Source organism: Pseudomonas paraeruginosa PA7, from assembly GCF_000017205.1.
In the GTDB taxonomy this organism is placed as follows: Bacteria; Pseudomonadota; Gammaproteobacteria; order Pseudomonadales; family Pseudomonadaceae; genus Pseudomonas; species Pseudomonas paraeruginosa.
Genome location: NC_009656.1, coordinates 2,113,256 through 2,127,416, shown reverse-complemented (window position 1 = coordinate 2,127,416; position 14,161 = coordinate 2,113,256). Strand labels below are relative to the sequence as shown.

Below are 14,161 nucleotides of genomic sequence, written 5' to 3'. Positions count from 1 at the left end.
GCCTGGCCGCATTCAGCGGCCGAAACGCGTGCTGTAGGTCACCCCGAGCGTGCCGCCGGCTTCGCCGTCGCCGCCCTGCGGAGCCGACTGGTAGCCGAAGGTGAACGCCAGTTCGTCATCGCCCAGCAGTTCCACGCCGACACCGAGGTTGAGGCCGTAATTGAACTCCTTCTCGGTCCACTGCCAGCCAGCCAGGGTGTCGACGATCCAGGTGTATTGCGGTCGGCTGCGGTTCAGCGCGCCAGGAAAGCCACGGCGCCAGGTGCTGCCGAAGTAGAGCTGGCCGTAGCGGTCCTGCAGCAGGTCCTGGCTGCGTGCGCCGTCGAGCACCAGGGCCCCGCCATGGGAAGCCAGCAGGTCGTCCGGCAGGCGGTTCTCCAGGCGATTGCGCTGGTAGTCGATGCCGCTGCGCAGTTGCCAGGCCGGGCCGTCGAAGAACAGCGTGTGGGCCCACTCCAGCGACAAGGCCTCGCCATTGCCGAGGTCGTCGCCCTGGCGGGTGGAGAAGCGGTTGTGCGCCAGCGACCAGCTCAACTGGTCGCGCCCGCTGAGGTTGTGGCGGCCGCCGAGCCGCAGGCTGTCGCGCATGCCGAGGGCACGCATCAGGCCGGTCTCGTCGGTCTCGCGGTGCCAGTCGAGGCCCGCTTCGAGTTCGTCGCGCGAGCTCAGCCGCCAGTTGCGCAGCAGCCCCAGGCCGTGGCGATCCTCGTCGTCGCGCCAGCTGCCGTCGAACACCGCCGCGGCGAAGCCGTCGGCCAGTTCGCGCTGCAGTGTCAGCCTGGCGTTGCGTTCGCTACCGAGGACCGAGCTGTCCAGCGCGTCGCCGTGATAGCGGCCGCTAGCCAGTTCGAGACCGGCATGCCAGTCATCGCCGAGATGGCGCGCCGCGCGCAGCGTCGGCCCCTTGAAATCGAGACCGCCGAAGTCGCGGCTGTTCCAACCCAGTTGCAGGCCCTGGGGGGTGCGTTCGAGGATTTCCGCCGCCTGCCGCCGCAGCTGCTCGCGGTTGTCCCGCGACTGGCCATCGCCCAGCGCGCCCAGGGCCTCGCCCAGCGCTTCGCCACCATGGCCGAGACGCATCAGGGCTTCGACCCGCTGCGCCGGATCCAGCTCGCCGCGCGCCAGCAGGCGCTGCAAGGCCGCGCGGCTCTGGCTGCGCAGCGCGGCCTGGATCTCTTCGTGGCGGCCGATCTTCAGGCCGCGCTCGCGCGCCCAGGCCAGCCAGCCATCCTTGAGCGCGTCCTGGTTGGTCGCGGCGAGCTGGTCGAGAAACTGTTCGAACCAGAGCTGCAGCATCGCCGGCTCGCCATTCCAGGCCCGCCGCGCTTCTTCCTGGGCCAGCAGCGGGCCCTGGGCCACGGCGAGCAGGCGCAGGTAGGCGGCGAAGCTGTCGGGCGTGGCCCTGACCGTCCCGCGCTCGATCCGCCCGAGCAGGTATCGGCGCAGGCGCAGGGCCCTGTCCCGGTAACCACTGGCGTCCAGCGCGTCGGCGTAGGCCGCCTGCGCCAGCCAGTCGTTGGGATTGGACTTGAGATACAGGCGGAACCAGGCCAGCGCCTGGTCGTTGCGTTCGAGCAGCAGGTTGGCGCTGGCGAACGGCAGCCACAGCGTGCTGTCCCGCCGCGCCAGCCCTCGCCACTGCGTCAGCAGCGGCGCCAGGGCGTCGCGGCGGCCACGCTCGACGTAGAACCAGAGCAGGCGTTCGCGCACCAGATTCTCGCCGGGGAAGCGCGCCAGGGCTTGCCTGTACAGGCGCTCGGCGTCTTCGCCGCGTCCTTCCTGTTCCGCCAGGCGCGCCCTGGCCACCCAGTAGTAGGGACTGCCCTGCGCCTGGGGCACGCCCTCGGCCTCGGCCAGGAGGCTCCTGAGGGTTGGCCAGTCGTGCAGGTTCTCCGCCAGTTGCAGGGCGCTGGCCAGGCGCCGCGGATCGCGGCTGCGCTGCCAACTGCCGATGAGGATTCGCAGGGCCTTCTTCGGGTCGCTGTCGCGGTACAGGGTGATCAGCTGGTCTTCGTCGCTGCTGTTCAGGCGGATCCCCAGCGCCAGCATGCGTTCGTAGGCGGCGCGAGCATCCTCGTCCCGCTCCAGGGCCCAGGCCAGCGCCGCGCGCAGGCGCCAGAACTCCGCCTCGCGGATGGCATGCTCATCCGCAGCGTCGAGGACCTTCCAGGCCTGCCGTGGATCGAACAGGTTCCAATGGGTTTCCGCCCATTGCATGCGCTCCTTGATGGACAGCGGGAAATGCCTGGCCATCCGCGCCCAGACCTCGGTCTCCTCCTGCAATTGCTGGGTGTGCTCGAGGATCTGCTGCAGGCGCTGCCAGGCCAGGCGCTGCTTCGGATAGCGCTCGAGGTAGGTGCGCAGCCATGCCTCGCCCTCCTCCGGGGTGCCGCGGGTTTCATGGCTGTAGACCAGCGTGTCGAGTTCCTCGTCGCTCATCTGGCGCTGCGCGCCGATCGGCGTGAGCAGTTCGATGGCGTTGTCGAAGTCGAACATCTGCAACGACAGGCGCCAGGCATGCTCGCGCAAGGCCGGATCGTCGTTGCCGGCCAGCAGTTGCATCCAGAATCCCAGCGCCTCCCGGGTATTGCCGGTCCACTCGCCGAGCCGGGCGAGATCGGCCAGCAGCGTCCGCTCGTCCGGGCGCAGGGCCAGCAGTTCCTGGCCGATCGCCCAGGCCCGCTCGATGCGCCCGGAAGCCATGTTCAGGCGCAGGTCGGCCGCCACCGCGTCACTGTCGCCGGGACGCAAGGTACGCCAGCGTTCGACGAAGCGTTCGGCCAGGTCATAGCGCTGGTTGCCTTCCGCGGCGCGCACCCCCTCGGCGAGCCAGGCCAGGCTGCGCGTATCGTCCGGCAGTTCGCCGAGGTGTTCGGCCAGCAGCAGCGCCGCCTGCTCGCCCCGCTCGCCGGCGAGCAGGCTGGCGAAGGCCTGCCGCAGATAGTCCAGGCGCCTCGCCGGGTCAGCCTCCGTCTCGGCCAGTTGTCGGTAGATATCCGCCGCCCGCCCCGGCTGGGCAGAAGCCAGGAACCAGCGCGCCGCCTCGTCCAGCCAGCGTTGCCGGTGCCGCGGGTCGCGACCGGCCAGTTCGGCGAACGCCGCTGCCGCCAGCGCCGGGGCATCCAGGGTCAGGGCGTGACGGGCGAATCGTTCGAGCATGGCGTTGTTCAGCGATGCGTGATCGATCTTGCGCAGTCGCTCCACCAGCGCCAGCGTCTGCGCCTCGTCCAGGCCCTCGGGCTTGGCCAGGGCGGTGAGGATGTCCAGCTCGGTCTCGTAGAACGGCGCCGCCAGGCGATCCTTGCCACGCAAGCCGGCCAGGTGGTGACGTGCCCGCTCGAAATCGCCGAGCTTGATCAGCAGGTCGATCAGGGTCAGGCGCAGCGCATCGTTCTCCGGATGTGCCTTGAGCAGCAGCTCGGCGTAGTTCACCGAGACCGCGTCCGGTTCGCCGTCTCCGCTGGGCATGAACACCTCTTCGCTGTTGAAGGTCAGCCACAGCACCAGGACCACCGCCAGGGCGATGAACAGCAGCGCCCAGGGATTCAGCAGGCGCGCCCGCGGCTGCTTCCTAGCGGCAGACGAGTTGGCCATCGCGCACCTGCTCCATCGGCAACTCGAACGTCCACAGGCCCCTGCCGGCCTTGCCCGGGTAGGCCGTGCCGGCCACGCTCAGCCGGCATTCGCCCGCGGCGCGCACCACCAGGCGCAGCGGCAGGTGCCCGGCGAAGGCGAACTCGACGCGGCCATCGTCGCGGTAGCGCCAGCGCTCCAGGGGCAGGTTGGCCTCCTCCAGCGCCGGTCTCGGATCGCGGCTGTCGCGCAGGACCAGGCGCGCATTCGCCGCGCTCAGGTGCACATAACGCCCCTGCGGCAGGTCGCGTACACCGGCCACCCCCTCGGAGCGCCCGAGGTCCGGCCAACCCAGCGCCGGATCCAGGCGCAGGGTACGTAGGGCGGCGAAGCCACGCAGCTGCCAACTGCCGTCGGCGCGCCGGGCCAGGCTGGCGCGATGCAAACCCTCCAGGCGCGGGATGTAGTCGCTCATCCACAGCGACAGCGGGTGCTCCGCCTGCATCGCCGTGTAGATCTGGTGCATGGTGCGGATCGAGGCCTGCTTGGTCCCCGAATAGAAGTGGTAGTACAGGTGCAGGCCGCGCAGGCGGCGCGGGCTGTCGGTGAGGGCGAAGGTGTCGATGACGCCGCGGAAACCGTAGTACGGCCCCTGCCAGAGGTTGGTGTAGACGTTCTCGTTGATGATCGGCGCGTAATACTGCACGCCACCGCTGGTAGGGCGGATCAGCGGATAAAGTCCGGTCAGCGAGGGAAAGGCCCGGGTCAGCGCGGTATTGCCGCCGTTGACGTTCATCAGCCCGGCGTCGTAGGCGAGCTTGATGGTGGCGGCGTCGGGCAACGCGTCGCCGGACCAGAAGATCATCTTCACCGGCTTGCGCGGGGTGGTCAGGCGTTGGTCGATGTAGTCGCGGGCACCGATCACCTCGCGCACGAAGTCGACCTTGTCGTAGCCCGGGATGGCCATCTTGTAGCCGTACTGCGCCTCGAAGTTCTCGCCCCGCTCGGCCAGTTGCGGTTGCCAGAAGAACGGGTGGCTGAAGGTGTGGCTGGCGACCTCGACCTTGTCGTCGGCAAAGATGCGCCGGGCGATCGGCTCCAGTTCCCTGGCCAGGTGCGGGTACATGCCCTTCGGCCCGACCTCGCCCTCGATCACCGAGACCGACGTGAGGAACGGATAGGGCCTGATGAAGTCCTCCAGCACCTGCTGCCCGGCGTAGGGACTGCCGGGCACCTCGGCGCGGGAGACGAAGCCATCGCCGTCGATGTGCACGGTGGCGATGCGTCGGCCGTTCTCGGTGGTGGCGTCGGGGCTCGGCAACGGCGCCAGGCGCAACGCCTTGTGCAGGAAGGCGAAGGGATCGAGTATCCAGCGCCGGTGCTCGCTGCCCTCCTCCAGCACATAGGGCGCCAGGGCGAAGCCACCCCAGTCGGCGGTCGCCACCGGCACGTATTCCTTGCCGTCGCCCTTGAGACGGAGCGCCGGAACCACCCGCGCCGGATCGAGCACGGTGAGCGCCGGCAGGTCGCGGATGCGGATCACCAGCGGCGCCTCGAAGGAGCCCAGCAGCGCCTGGTCGTGGGTCTCGGTGCTCGGCTTGACCCTGAGTTTCTGCGACAGCCGGCGGATACCCAGGCGCTGCAGCAGGCCGTCGTTCTCGGTGGGCAGGCCGGCGAGGAAGGCCACCGGCACCTTCTCGTCGAGACGCGCACCGATCCAGTTGTCGAAGGCGTCGCTGGCGACCGGCGGGCCGCTGGTCATCCAGGTCACCACCCCGGCGTAGAGACCGGCCAGCGGACGTTCGGGCAGCGGCTGGTCGGTGGGCAGGTAGTCGACCCGGTAGCCAAGGTATTCGAGCAGGCCGCCGAGGTAGACGTGACCGGGGCTCAGGGTCAGGTCGCCCTCGCGCGGATCGTAGAGCAGCGCGATGCGTCGCGGCTGCACCTCGATGTTGCTCACCCCCAGGTAGTCCAGCGCCGGAGTGCTGACGAACGGCACGTAGCCCTCGCCACGCAGACGCGCGGCGAGCTTGCGCGCCTCGTCACGCCGCTCCGGCGGCAGGTAGTCGATGGCTATGATCGGCGTGCCCCGGGCGCGCAGCTTGTCCAGGTGGCCCCGCAGCCAGTCGCGATCCTCTTGGGGCACCTCGCGGTACTGCCCGGCGGCGGCGTCCCAGCCGGCATGGATCGATTCCACGGCCACCGCCGAAGCTACGCCGGGCAGTTCCGGCAGCACTTCGAAACCACGGTTGAAGAACAGCTTGAGTCCAGGCTCCTGGCGGTGCAGTTGGGCGAGGAAGCTGGCCAGGGCCTGGCGCTGGCCCTCGCGGCGCTCCTCGGCCTGTAGCTGGAAACTGTCCAGGGTGTCGAGGAACAGGCCGGCGTAGCCCTGCTTGCGCAACTCCGCGGCACGCCTGAGCAGGTGTGCCCGCCAGCTCGGCGCCGCGAGGTCCATCACCTGGCTGTTCCAGGCCTCGTTGCGTACCGCGCTCTTGCCCTGGACCAGACCGCTGTCGGCGATGGCGGCGGCGTCGCCATCGAACTCGCCGACCGAGAGATAGGCGAAAGGCGTACTGCCTTGTTCCCTCAGGTAACGGACATCGGCCGGCTGCAGGTGCGCCGCCTCGAGCACCACCCAGTCGAACTGGGACAGCTCGGCCAGTGGCGGCCGCTCGGCGTACCAGAACGCCACGCTGGATGGCGCGCCGGCGGCCGCCCCGGCGGACAGCGCCAGGACGAAACCGGCGAAGCGGGCAAGGAAGCTGACAAAGGGACGGACGATCTTGCGCGAGGAAGACACGGTGATTCCTTTCTTGCTGGCCCGCACGCCCCTCTCCCGCCTGGCGGGCTATCCCGGCCCGGTTGGCAGATCGGAAGCAGGGATGCGGTTTCCGGTTCGAACGTCGAGTCCCTGACTCTCTGGGTATAGCCGAAGGGATTCCAGGCGACCAACGTCAATCTAATGACTACATATGCTAATTGGTAAATTTTCAACCGGATACTGTCAATTTTTGGACGCTACATGCCGAATGAAATTCCCGAAGCCCTGCCGAACGTCCGCCCCCTCCCACAGACGTTTCGCCAAATGACGAAACAGGCCTGCCAACCCGGCTTCCATGCGCCTCAGCGACGAACGCCACAGTCTTGGAGAATAGACCAGACATTATTTCTTATAAATAAATAACATAATTATATATTTTTATATAACCGAATTATTTTCAGCTATGTGAATCAAGTTGATTTTTCGTATCGAGACCAAGCGCCGGGCATTTGTCGCCTACCCGCTCGGATGGCATGCGCGCGATCAGCCATGCCGAAATAAAAGAGCCCCGCACGAAGCGGGGCTCGGGTGCTACCGGGATCGACGTCAGGGGATGCAGACGCCGTGCTGGTTGCTCTGCGCCAGGTCCATCAATTCACGGTTGGCCACCGCATACATGGCATAGTCGGTGCCCGCCGCGGCGCGCAGCTCGACCAGCATCGCCCGCCAGCGCTCGACCAGCGGCAGGTGCTGCTCCAGCCACAGGCCGACGCGCGCCTCGACCTCCTTCGGACCGTCCTGCATCTGCAGCACCGAGACGGTGATCGCCCGCTGCTGCCAGTCGAGATCGTCGCGGAATGCCTCGCGGGCCAGCGCCTGCCAATTGTTCTCCACCGGCAGGTTGGTGATCTGCTGCAGGTACCAGGTCAGGTCCAGCGCGCTGCCCACGGCGAAGTAGGCCTTGGCCACTTCCGCGGTGTCCTGGCCGGTGACGTCGGACGCCTCGATGATCGGCAGCAGGGTGTACAGGTGGCTGGTACCGGCGACCATGCGCGCCAGCAGCTCCGGCACGCCGGCATCGACGTAGTTCTGGTAGCGCGCCTGCCACAGTTCGCGGGTCGGACCTTCGAGCAGCTCGTTGAGCTTCAGGCCGAGGGCGGCGATGCGCGGCCCGAAGTGGGCCACGTCGCGCGCCGCGTCCAGCTCGTTGCGGCGGCTGCGGAGGAACCAGCGGGTGGCGCGGCGACCGAGACGCATGAGTTCGTCCATCAGGGTCAGCTGGATGTCCGCCGGCACCTGGTAGTCGAGGTTCTCGATCTGGCGGAACCAGTGCGGCAGGTGGAACACGTCGCGGACGATCACGTAGGCTCCGGCGACGTTGGCCGCGCTCATGCCGGTGGACTCCTTCAGGCGCTGCACGAAGGTGATGCCCATATGGTTGACCAGGTCGTTGGCGATCTGCGTGCTGACGATCTCGCGCTTCAGGCGATGGCGGCGCATGGCGTCACCGAACTTCTCCGCCAGCAATGCCGGGAAGGCGGTCTCCATGTCGCGGGTCAGGTAGTCGTCGTCCGGCACCAGCGACTTCAGCAGCGACTCCTTGAGGTCGATCTTGCTGTAGGAGATCAGCACCGACAGCTCGGCGCGGGTCAGCCCCTGGCCGGCGCTGATGCGCTCCGCCAGTTCCTCGTCGGAAGGCAGGAACTCCAGGGCGCGATCGAGCTTGCCGCGCGCCTCGAGGTCACCCATCAGCCGCCTGTACTCGGCAATCCGCTCGCGGGCGCGGCGTTGCGCCAGGGACAGCGCCTGGGTCTGCTTGTAGTTGTTGCCCAGCACCAGGGCGCCGACCGCATCGGTCATCTTCACCAGCAGCGCGTTGCGCTGCTTTTCGGTCATGTCGCCGGCCTGCACCACTTCGTTGAGCAGGATCTTGATGTTGACCTCGTGGTCGGAGCAGTCCACGCCACCGGCGTTGTCGATGAAGTCGGTGTTGTTGGCGCCGCCGTGCAGGCCGAACTCGACTCGCGCCAGCTGGGTCATGCCCAGGTTGCCGCCCTCGCCCACCACCTTCGCGCGCAGCTCGCGGCCGTCGACGCGCAGGCCGTCGTTGGCCTTGTCGCCGACATCGGCGTGGGTTTCCTTGCTCGACTTCACGTAGGTGCCGATGCCGCCGTTCCAGAGCAGGTCGACCGGTGCCTTGAGCAGCGCGTGGATCAGCTCGGTGGGCGCCAGCCTGTCGGCCTGGATGTCGAAGCGCGCCTTCATCTCCGGGGTGATGGCGATGCTCTTGGCGCTGCGCAGGAAGATCCCGCCGCCGGCGGAGATCAGCTTGGCGTCGTAGTCGGCCCAGCTCGAACGCGGCAGGTTGAACAGGCGCTGGCGCTCGACGAAGCTGCTGGCGGCGTCCGGGTTCGGGTCGATGAAGATATGCATGTGGTTGAAGGCAGCCACCAGTTGCAGCTTGTCCGACATCAGCAGGCCATTGCCGAACACGTCGCCGGCCATGTCGCCGATGCCGATGACGCTGATGTTGTCCTTCTGCACGTCGATGCCGCGCTCGCGGAAGTGCCGCTGCACGCTGACCCAGGCGCCCTTGGCGGTAATCCCCATGCCCTTGTGGTCGTAGCCGGCGGAACCACCGGAGGCGAAGGCGTCGCCGAGCCAGAAGCCGTACTCGGCGGCGATGCCGTTGGCGATGTCGGAGAAAGTCGCGGTGCCCTTGTCCGCGGCGACCACCAGGTAGGGATCGTCCTCGTCGTGGCGGACCACGTTGGCCGGCGGCACCACTTCGCCTTCCTTGAGGTTGTCGGTGATATCGAGCAGGCCGGAGATGAAGATCCGGTAGCAGGCGATCGCCTCGGCCTGGATCTCGTCGCGGCTACCGCCCAGCGGCAGGCGGCGCGGGACGAAGCCGCCCTTGGCGCCGACCGGCACGATCACGGCGTTCTTCACCTGCTGGGCCTTGACCAGGCCGAGCACCTCGGTGCGGAAGTCTTCCTCGCGGTCCGACCAGCGCAAACCGCCGCGAGCCACCTTGCCGCCGCGCAGGTGCACGCCCTCGACGCGCGGCGAGTAGACGAAGATCTCGTACTTGGGCACCGGCCTGGGCAGTTCCGGGATGGCCTTCGGGTTGAACTTGAAGCTGAAATAGCTCTTGTTCTGGCCGTTGCCGTCGGGCTGGTAGAAGTTGGTGCGCAGGGTCGCCTTGATCAGGTCGAGATAGCGCCGCAGGATGCGGTCTTCGTTGAGCACCTGGACTTCGTCGAGGGCACCGAGGATCGCCTGCTCGAGCTTCTGCTGCTTGTCTTCCAGGTCTTCCGCGGTGAGCTTGCGCGCCAGGTAGAAGCGAGTCTTGAACAGCCGCACCAGCTCGCGGGCGATGTCGGTGTGGGCGTTCAGCGCGCTGGCGATGTAGCCGAGGTCGAAGCCCAGGCGGATCTGCTTCAGGTAGCGCGCATAGGCGCGCAGCAGGGCGACGTCGCGCCACGGCAGGTTGGCGGTCAGCACCAGGCGGTTGAAGGCATCGTTCTCGGCGTCGCCGCTGACGATGTGGACGAAGGCGTCCTGGAGGATCTCGTTGAGCTGCTGGATGTCCACGTCCAGGCCTTCGGCATAGGTGAAGGCGAAGTCGTGGATCCAGTACTCGCGGCCGTTCTGGTGGCGCAGGCGATAGGGGAATTCGCCGAGCACGCGCAGTCCGAGGTTCTCCAGGATCGGCAGGACGTCGGACAGGGCCAGCGGGGTGTCGGCGTGGTACAGCTTGCAGTGCAGCTGCTGCTCGCCCTGCGCCAGCGGCTGGTAGAAGCTCATCACCAGCGGACGCTGTTCGGACAGGCTGAGCAGGTGCTGCAGGTCGACCACCGCGAAGTGCGGGGCGAAGCGCTCGCGGTAGCCGGCCGGGAAGCCTTTCGGGAAGTCGGCCAGCACGCTGGTGCCCTTGGCCTCGCCGAGGTTCTCCACCACCAGGCCGGCATAGTCGTCCTGCCAGGAACGGCAGGCCTGGATCACTTCTTCCTCCAGGCGCGCCGGGTCGATGTCGATACGCACCTTCGGATCGACGCGGAGGATGAACTGCACGCGCGCCAGCACCGACTCGGAGAAGAAGGTCCAGAACTCGCAGTCGCTGGCCTGCAGGCGCTCCATCAGGACCTGCTGGATCTTCAGCCGCGTCTCGGTGGAGTAGACGTCACGCGGCACATAGGCCAGGCAGTAGCAGAAGCGTCCGTAGGGATCCTTGCGCAGGAACACGCGGATCTTGTTGCGTTCCTGGATCCGCACGATCGCCATGGCAGTGCTGAACAGCTCGTCCACCGGGGTCTGGAACAGGTCGTCGCGCGGCAGTACCTCCAGCACCTGGGCCAGTTCCTTGCCGAGGTGGGCCTTGGTGTCGAAGCCGGAACGGCGCACCACTTCGGCGACCTTGCCGCGGATGAAGGGAATGTCGTTGACGCTCTCGTTGTACACCGAGGAAGTGAACAGGCCCATGAAGCGGCATTCGCGGATCACCCGACCCTTGCCGTCCAGTTCGCGGATCGACACGTAGTCCGGGTAGGCCGGACGGTGCACGCGGCTCGGATGGGCGGCCTTGGCGAAGGACAGCAGCAGCGGTTCGCGCAGGTAGGCGACGGCGTAGTCCTCGATGTGCAGGTCGTCCTTGCTCAGCCCGGCGCGCAGCAGGCGGGTCAGGCCGAGGAAGGACTTCTCGTCGTAGACCATGCGACCGCCGCCGCCCTCGTCGGCGACGGTGAATTCCTCGTAGCCGAGGAAGGTGAAGTGGTTGTCCAGCAGCCATTCCAGGTAGCTGCGTACTTCCTTCAGTTCCTCCGCCGGCACCTTCAGCTTCGCCTTGCCCAGCCAGGCCAGCAATTCGCGGGCCTTGGCCTTCATCGGCTCGAAGTCGGCGACGGTGACCCGCACCTCGCCGAGCACCTCCAGGATGGCCTTCTCCAGCACGCGCAGTTCGCCGGCGTTGGCGCAACGGTCGATCTCCAGGTACATCAGCGATTCCTGGCTGACGTCCTTGCCCTGGGTACCCTTGGGCAGGACCTCCTTCAGCTCGCCCTTGGCCGAGCGGCGCACGCTGAGGACGTTGGTCTGCAGGGTGTGGATGCTGTAGCCGCGGCGGTTCAGCTCCATGCGTACCGAGTCGACCAGGAACGGCAGGTCCGGGTGCAGCACCTCCACCGCAGTGTGGGTGGATTGCCAGCCGTGCTTTTCATAATCGGGGTTGTAGACGCGGACTTCGGGCTGGTCGCGGTCGAAGCGCTCCAGCAGGCGCCAGGCGGACAGGGTGCAACCGACCAGGTCGGAGAGCCGCCGCTGGGTCAGTTCGTCGAGGGAGATCAGGCTGAAGAACTGTTCGGCGAACAGCGTGACTTGTGGTAACGCCTTGTCGCCGAGGTGCTGCGCCAGGGCCGATTGCAGTTGATGCTGGAAATCGGCTTTGCTGGCCGCGGTGAAGAACGCCATGGTTGTACTCCGCTTGGCTTGTCATTTCATGGAGGCGAGCGGTTCGCGGAAAGGACGCGAGCAACGCACCTTCGGACCGACCCTCGCTGCGTCCATGAAGTTCAGCAGAAGCTGAGCATTAATCCAGGCAGGCGCACAGCAAAGGCTGACCGGGAACCGCCCTTTCGCCGGGCGACCCGCCAGTCATATCCGACAGAGCTTAACGAGGCGGCAAGGCAAAACACTTACCAAGCTGCGACATATTCGTTCACCCCGGGAGCATCGTCTCACTGCACCGGCAGGAAATGCATGAACAGCAGGCCCTGGGCGTAGTTCACGCTGATCCGCCGGTAGCGTTCGCCGAGGACCTCGGCGAGCAGGTCCAGGCGCGCGACGATCTTGGCGAACTCGCGCGCGTAGCTGAGGTTGCTGGTGTCGTCGGTGAGCGCATTGGAAAGCAGCAGCGGCGCACCCTTGTCGTCCTTGCGGGTAGCCAGCATCCAGGTGGCGACCTCGACGTTGCGCGCGGCGTTGTAGACATATTGCGCGTCGATCCCCTGGTAGACGTAGAACTCGGTGCGCCCGCCATGGGCGGTGATCAGCATGCTGGCCAGGGAATAGATGAAGGCGCCGACGCGGTCTCCCTTGAACGCCGGATCGAGGGAATAGGACAGCGCGGCGATGTCGCGGCGCCCGCCGAGGTCGCTGAGCTCGCGGTTCTGCTCGATGGCGCGGCGGATCGCCAGCTCGGCGTCGGCCTGGCTCGGCAGGCCGGTCTTCTTCCATTCGGCGGGATTGCGCTTGTACAGCTTCCAGAGCAACTGGTAGAGGCTTTGCAGGTTGTCGCGCATGGCCAGGGTGGCCATGCGATCGGCATCGGTCTGGAGAAATTCGCCGGCACGCATCGAGCCCTGGCTGGTGTCCTCGCCGGCGGCGTTGCGCGGCGCGTTCGAACATCCGCTGACGAGCGCGCCGAGCAACAACAACAGCCCGCCGATCCAGCGCCGCCACCCATGCCGGGCGCGGCCCTCCCCCTTGCGCCGGGCAATCCCCGGCAATGTCGCTCCTGACAAACGCTCTGTCCATTCGCTGTTCGCTTCGCGGAAACCGACCCGCCAGCGCCGGCGAAGTTCCCCGGGCGCGTCGATCCGCCGCGCTTCGCGTGGCAGGTCACGGCGAGAACCGGGAGCTTTTCACCGGCATATCCGCGCGGGTTCACGAATAGGCGCGGCACGCGCGTCGGAGAGTACGCTAGGCAGTCGCCGTGCGCTAACATGTGCCGGATCGGGGAGCGTCATCCGCCGCAGAGCGGAGCCTTTCCCGCCCTCGCGCGCCGGCCTCGCCGTGCGCCACCGAGCGACACCCCCACCAGGCCTTGGAACCGGTAGTCCAGACAATGAGCAACGAGCCAGAAAGCACGCAGCACAAGAGCGCCCTGCAGGGACTGAAAGGCTACCTGTCGAGCCAGATCCTCGGCCAGGAAAAACTCGTCGACCGCCTGCTGATCGCCCTGCTCGCCGACGGCCACCTGCTGGTGGAAGGCGCCCCGGGGCTGGCCAAGACCAAGGCCATCAAGGACCTCGCCGAGGGCCTGGAGGCCGAGTTCCACCGTATCCAGTTCACCCCCGACCTGCTCCCCGCCGACATCACCGGCACCGAGATCTACCGTCCGGAAACCGGCACCTTCGTGTTCCAGCAGGGACCGATCTTCCACCACCTGGTGCTGGCCGACGAGATCAACCGTGCCCCGGCCAAGGTCCAGTCGGCGCTGCTCGAAGCCATGGCCGAGCGCCAGGTCTCGGTTGGTCGCAGCACCTACGACCTGCCACAGCTGTTTCTGGTGATGGCGACGCAGAACCCGATCGAGCAGGAAGGCACCTACCCGCTGCCGGAGGCCCAGCTCGACCGCTTCCTCATGCACGTCAAGATCGGCTACCCGGAAGCCTCGGTGGAACGCCGCATCCTCCAGCAGGCCCGTGGCGAGGCGCTGCACGGCGAGGCGCGGCCGGAGCGCCGGGTGACCCAGGAAACCATCTTCGCCGCGCGCCAGGAAATCCTCGGCCTGTACATGGCCGACGCGGTGGAGGAATACCTGGTGCAACTGATCATGGCCACCCGCACCCCGGCCAAGCACGACGCGGAACTGGCCGAATGGATCTCCTACGGCGCCAGCCCGCGCGGCTCCATCGCCCTCGACCGCTGCGCGCGAGCCCACGCCTGGCTGGCCGGACGCGACTTCGTCAGCCCCGAGGACATCCAGGCGGTGCTGTTCGACGTGCTGCGCCATCGACTGATTCTGACCTTCGAGGCGGAAGCCGCCGGCATCGACCAGGACCGGGTGGTGCAGCGCATCCTCGACGTGGTCGCCGTGGCCTGAGG

At 67.3% G+C, this 14,161-nt stretch carries 5 protein-coding genes; 1 reads left to right on the top strand and 4 read right to left on the bottom strand.

Annotation, left to right across the window (positions count from 1 at the left end; all coding sequences use genetic code 11):
- Window positions 1-12: 12 nt before the first annotated feature.
- The 4 genes from PSPA7_RS09920 to PSPA7_RS09905 form a co-directional block, all read right to left on the bottom strand.
- Window positions 13-3,594 carry a tetratricopeptide repeat protein gene (locus tag PSPA7_RS09920; protein WP_012075100.1) on the bottom strand — a complete coding sequence of 1,194 codons (3,582 nt, stop codon included), beginning with the start codon at window positions 3,592-3,594 and terminating at the stop codon, window positions 13-15.
- Window positions 3,572-6,400, bottom strand: a complete 2,829-nt coding sequence (locus PSPA7_RS09915) for a bifunctional glycoside hydrolase/polysaccharide deacetylase family protein (RefSeq protein WP_003152030.1) — start codon at window positions 6,398-6,400, stop codon at window positions 3,572-3,574. Before PSPA7_RS09915 ends, PSPA7_RS09920 begins: the two co-directional genes overlap by 23 nt.
- 540 nt (window positions 6,401-6,940) lie before the next feature.
- Window positions 6,941-11,803 (bottom strand): NAD-glutamate dehydrogenase GdhB, encoded by a 4,863-nt coding sequence (gdhB, locus tag PSPA7_RS09910; RefSeq protein WP_012075098.1) that lies wholly within the window; start codon window positions 11,801-11,803, stop codon window positions 6,941-6,943.
- Between the two features lie 266 nt (window positions 11,804-12,069).
- Window positions 12,070-12,840, bottom strand: coding sequence for a hypothetical protein (locus PSPA7_RS09905; RefSeq protein WP_012075097.1), 771 nt, complete (start codon window positions 12,838-12,840; stop codon window positions 12,070-12,072).
- 338 nt (window positions 12,841-13,178) lie between these two features.
- On the opposite strand from PSPA7_RS09905, the gene PSPA7_RS09900 reads away from it, so the two are divergent.
- Window positions 13,179-14,159 carry an AAA family ATPase gene (locus PSPA7_RS09900; RefSeq protein WP_012075096.1) on the top strand — a complete coding sequence of 327 codons (981 nt, stop codon included), beginning with the start codon at window positions 13,179-13,181 and terminating at the stop codon, window positions 14,157-14,159.
- Window positions 14,160-14,161 lie beyond the last annotated feature (2 nt).

Excerpts from the sequence above, each read along its gene's own strand:
- PSPA7_RS09920 (WP_012075100.1), bottom strand. The coding sequence starts at position 3,594 with ATGGCCAACTCGTCTGCCGCTAGGAAGCAGCCGCGGGCGCGCCTGCTG.
- gdhB (WP_012075098.1), bottom strand. The coding sequence starts at position 11,803 with ATGGCGTTCTTCACCGCGGCCAGCAAAGCCGATTTCCAGCATCAACTG.
- PSPA7_RS09900 (WP_012075096.1), top strand. The coding sequence starts at position 13,179 with ATGAGCAACGAGCCAGAAAGCACGCAGCACAAGAGCGCCCTGCAGGGA.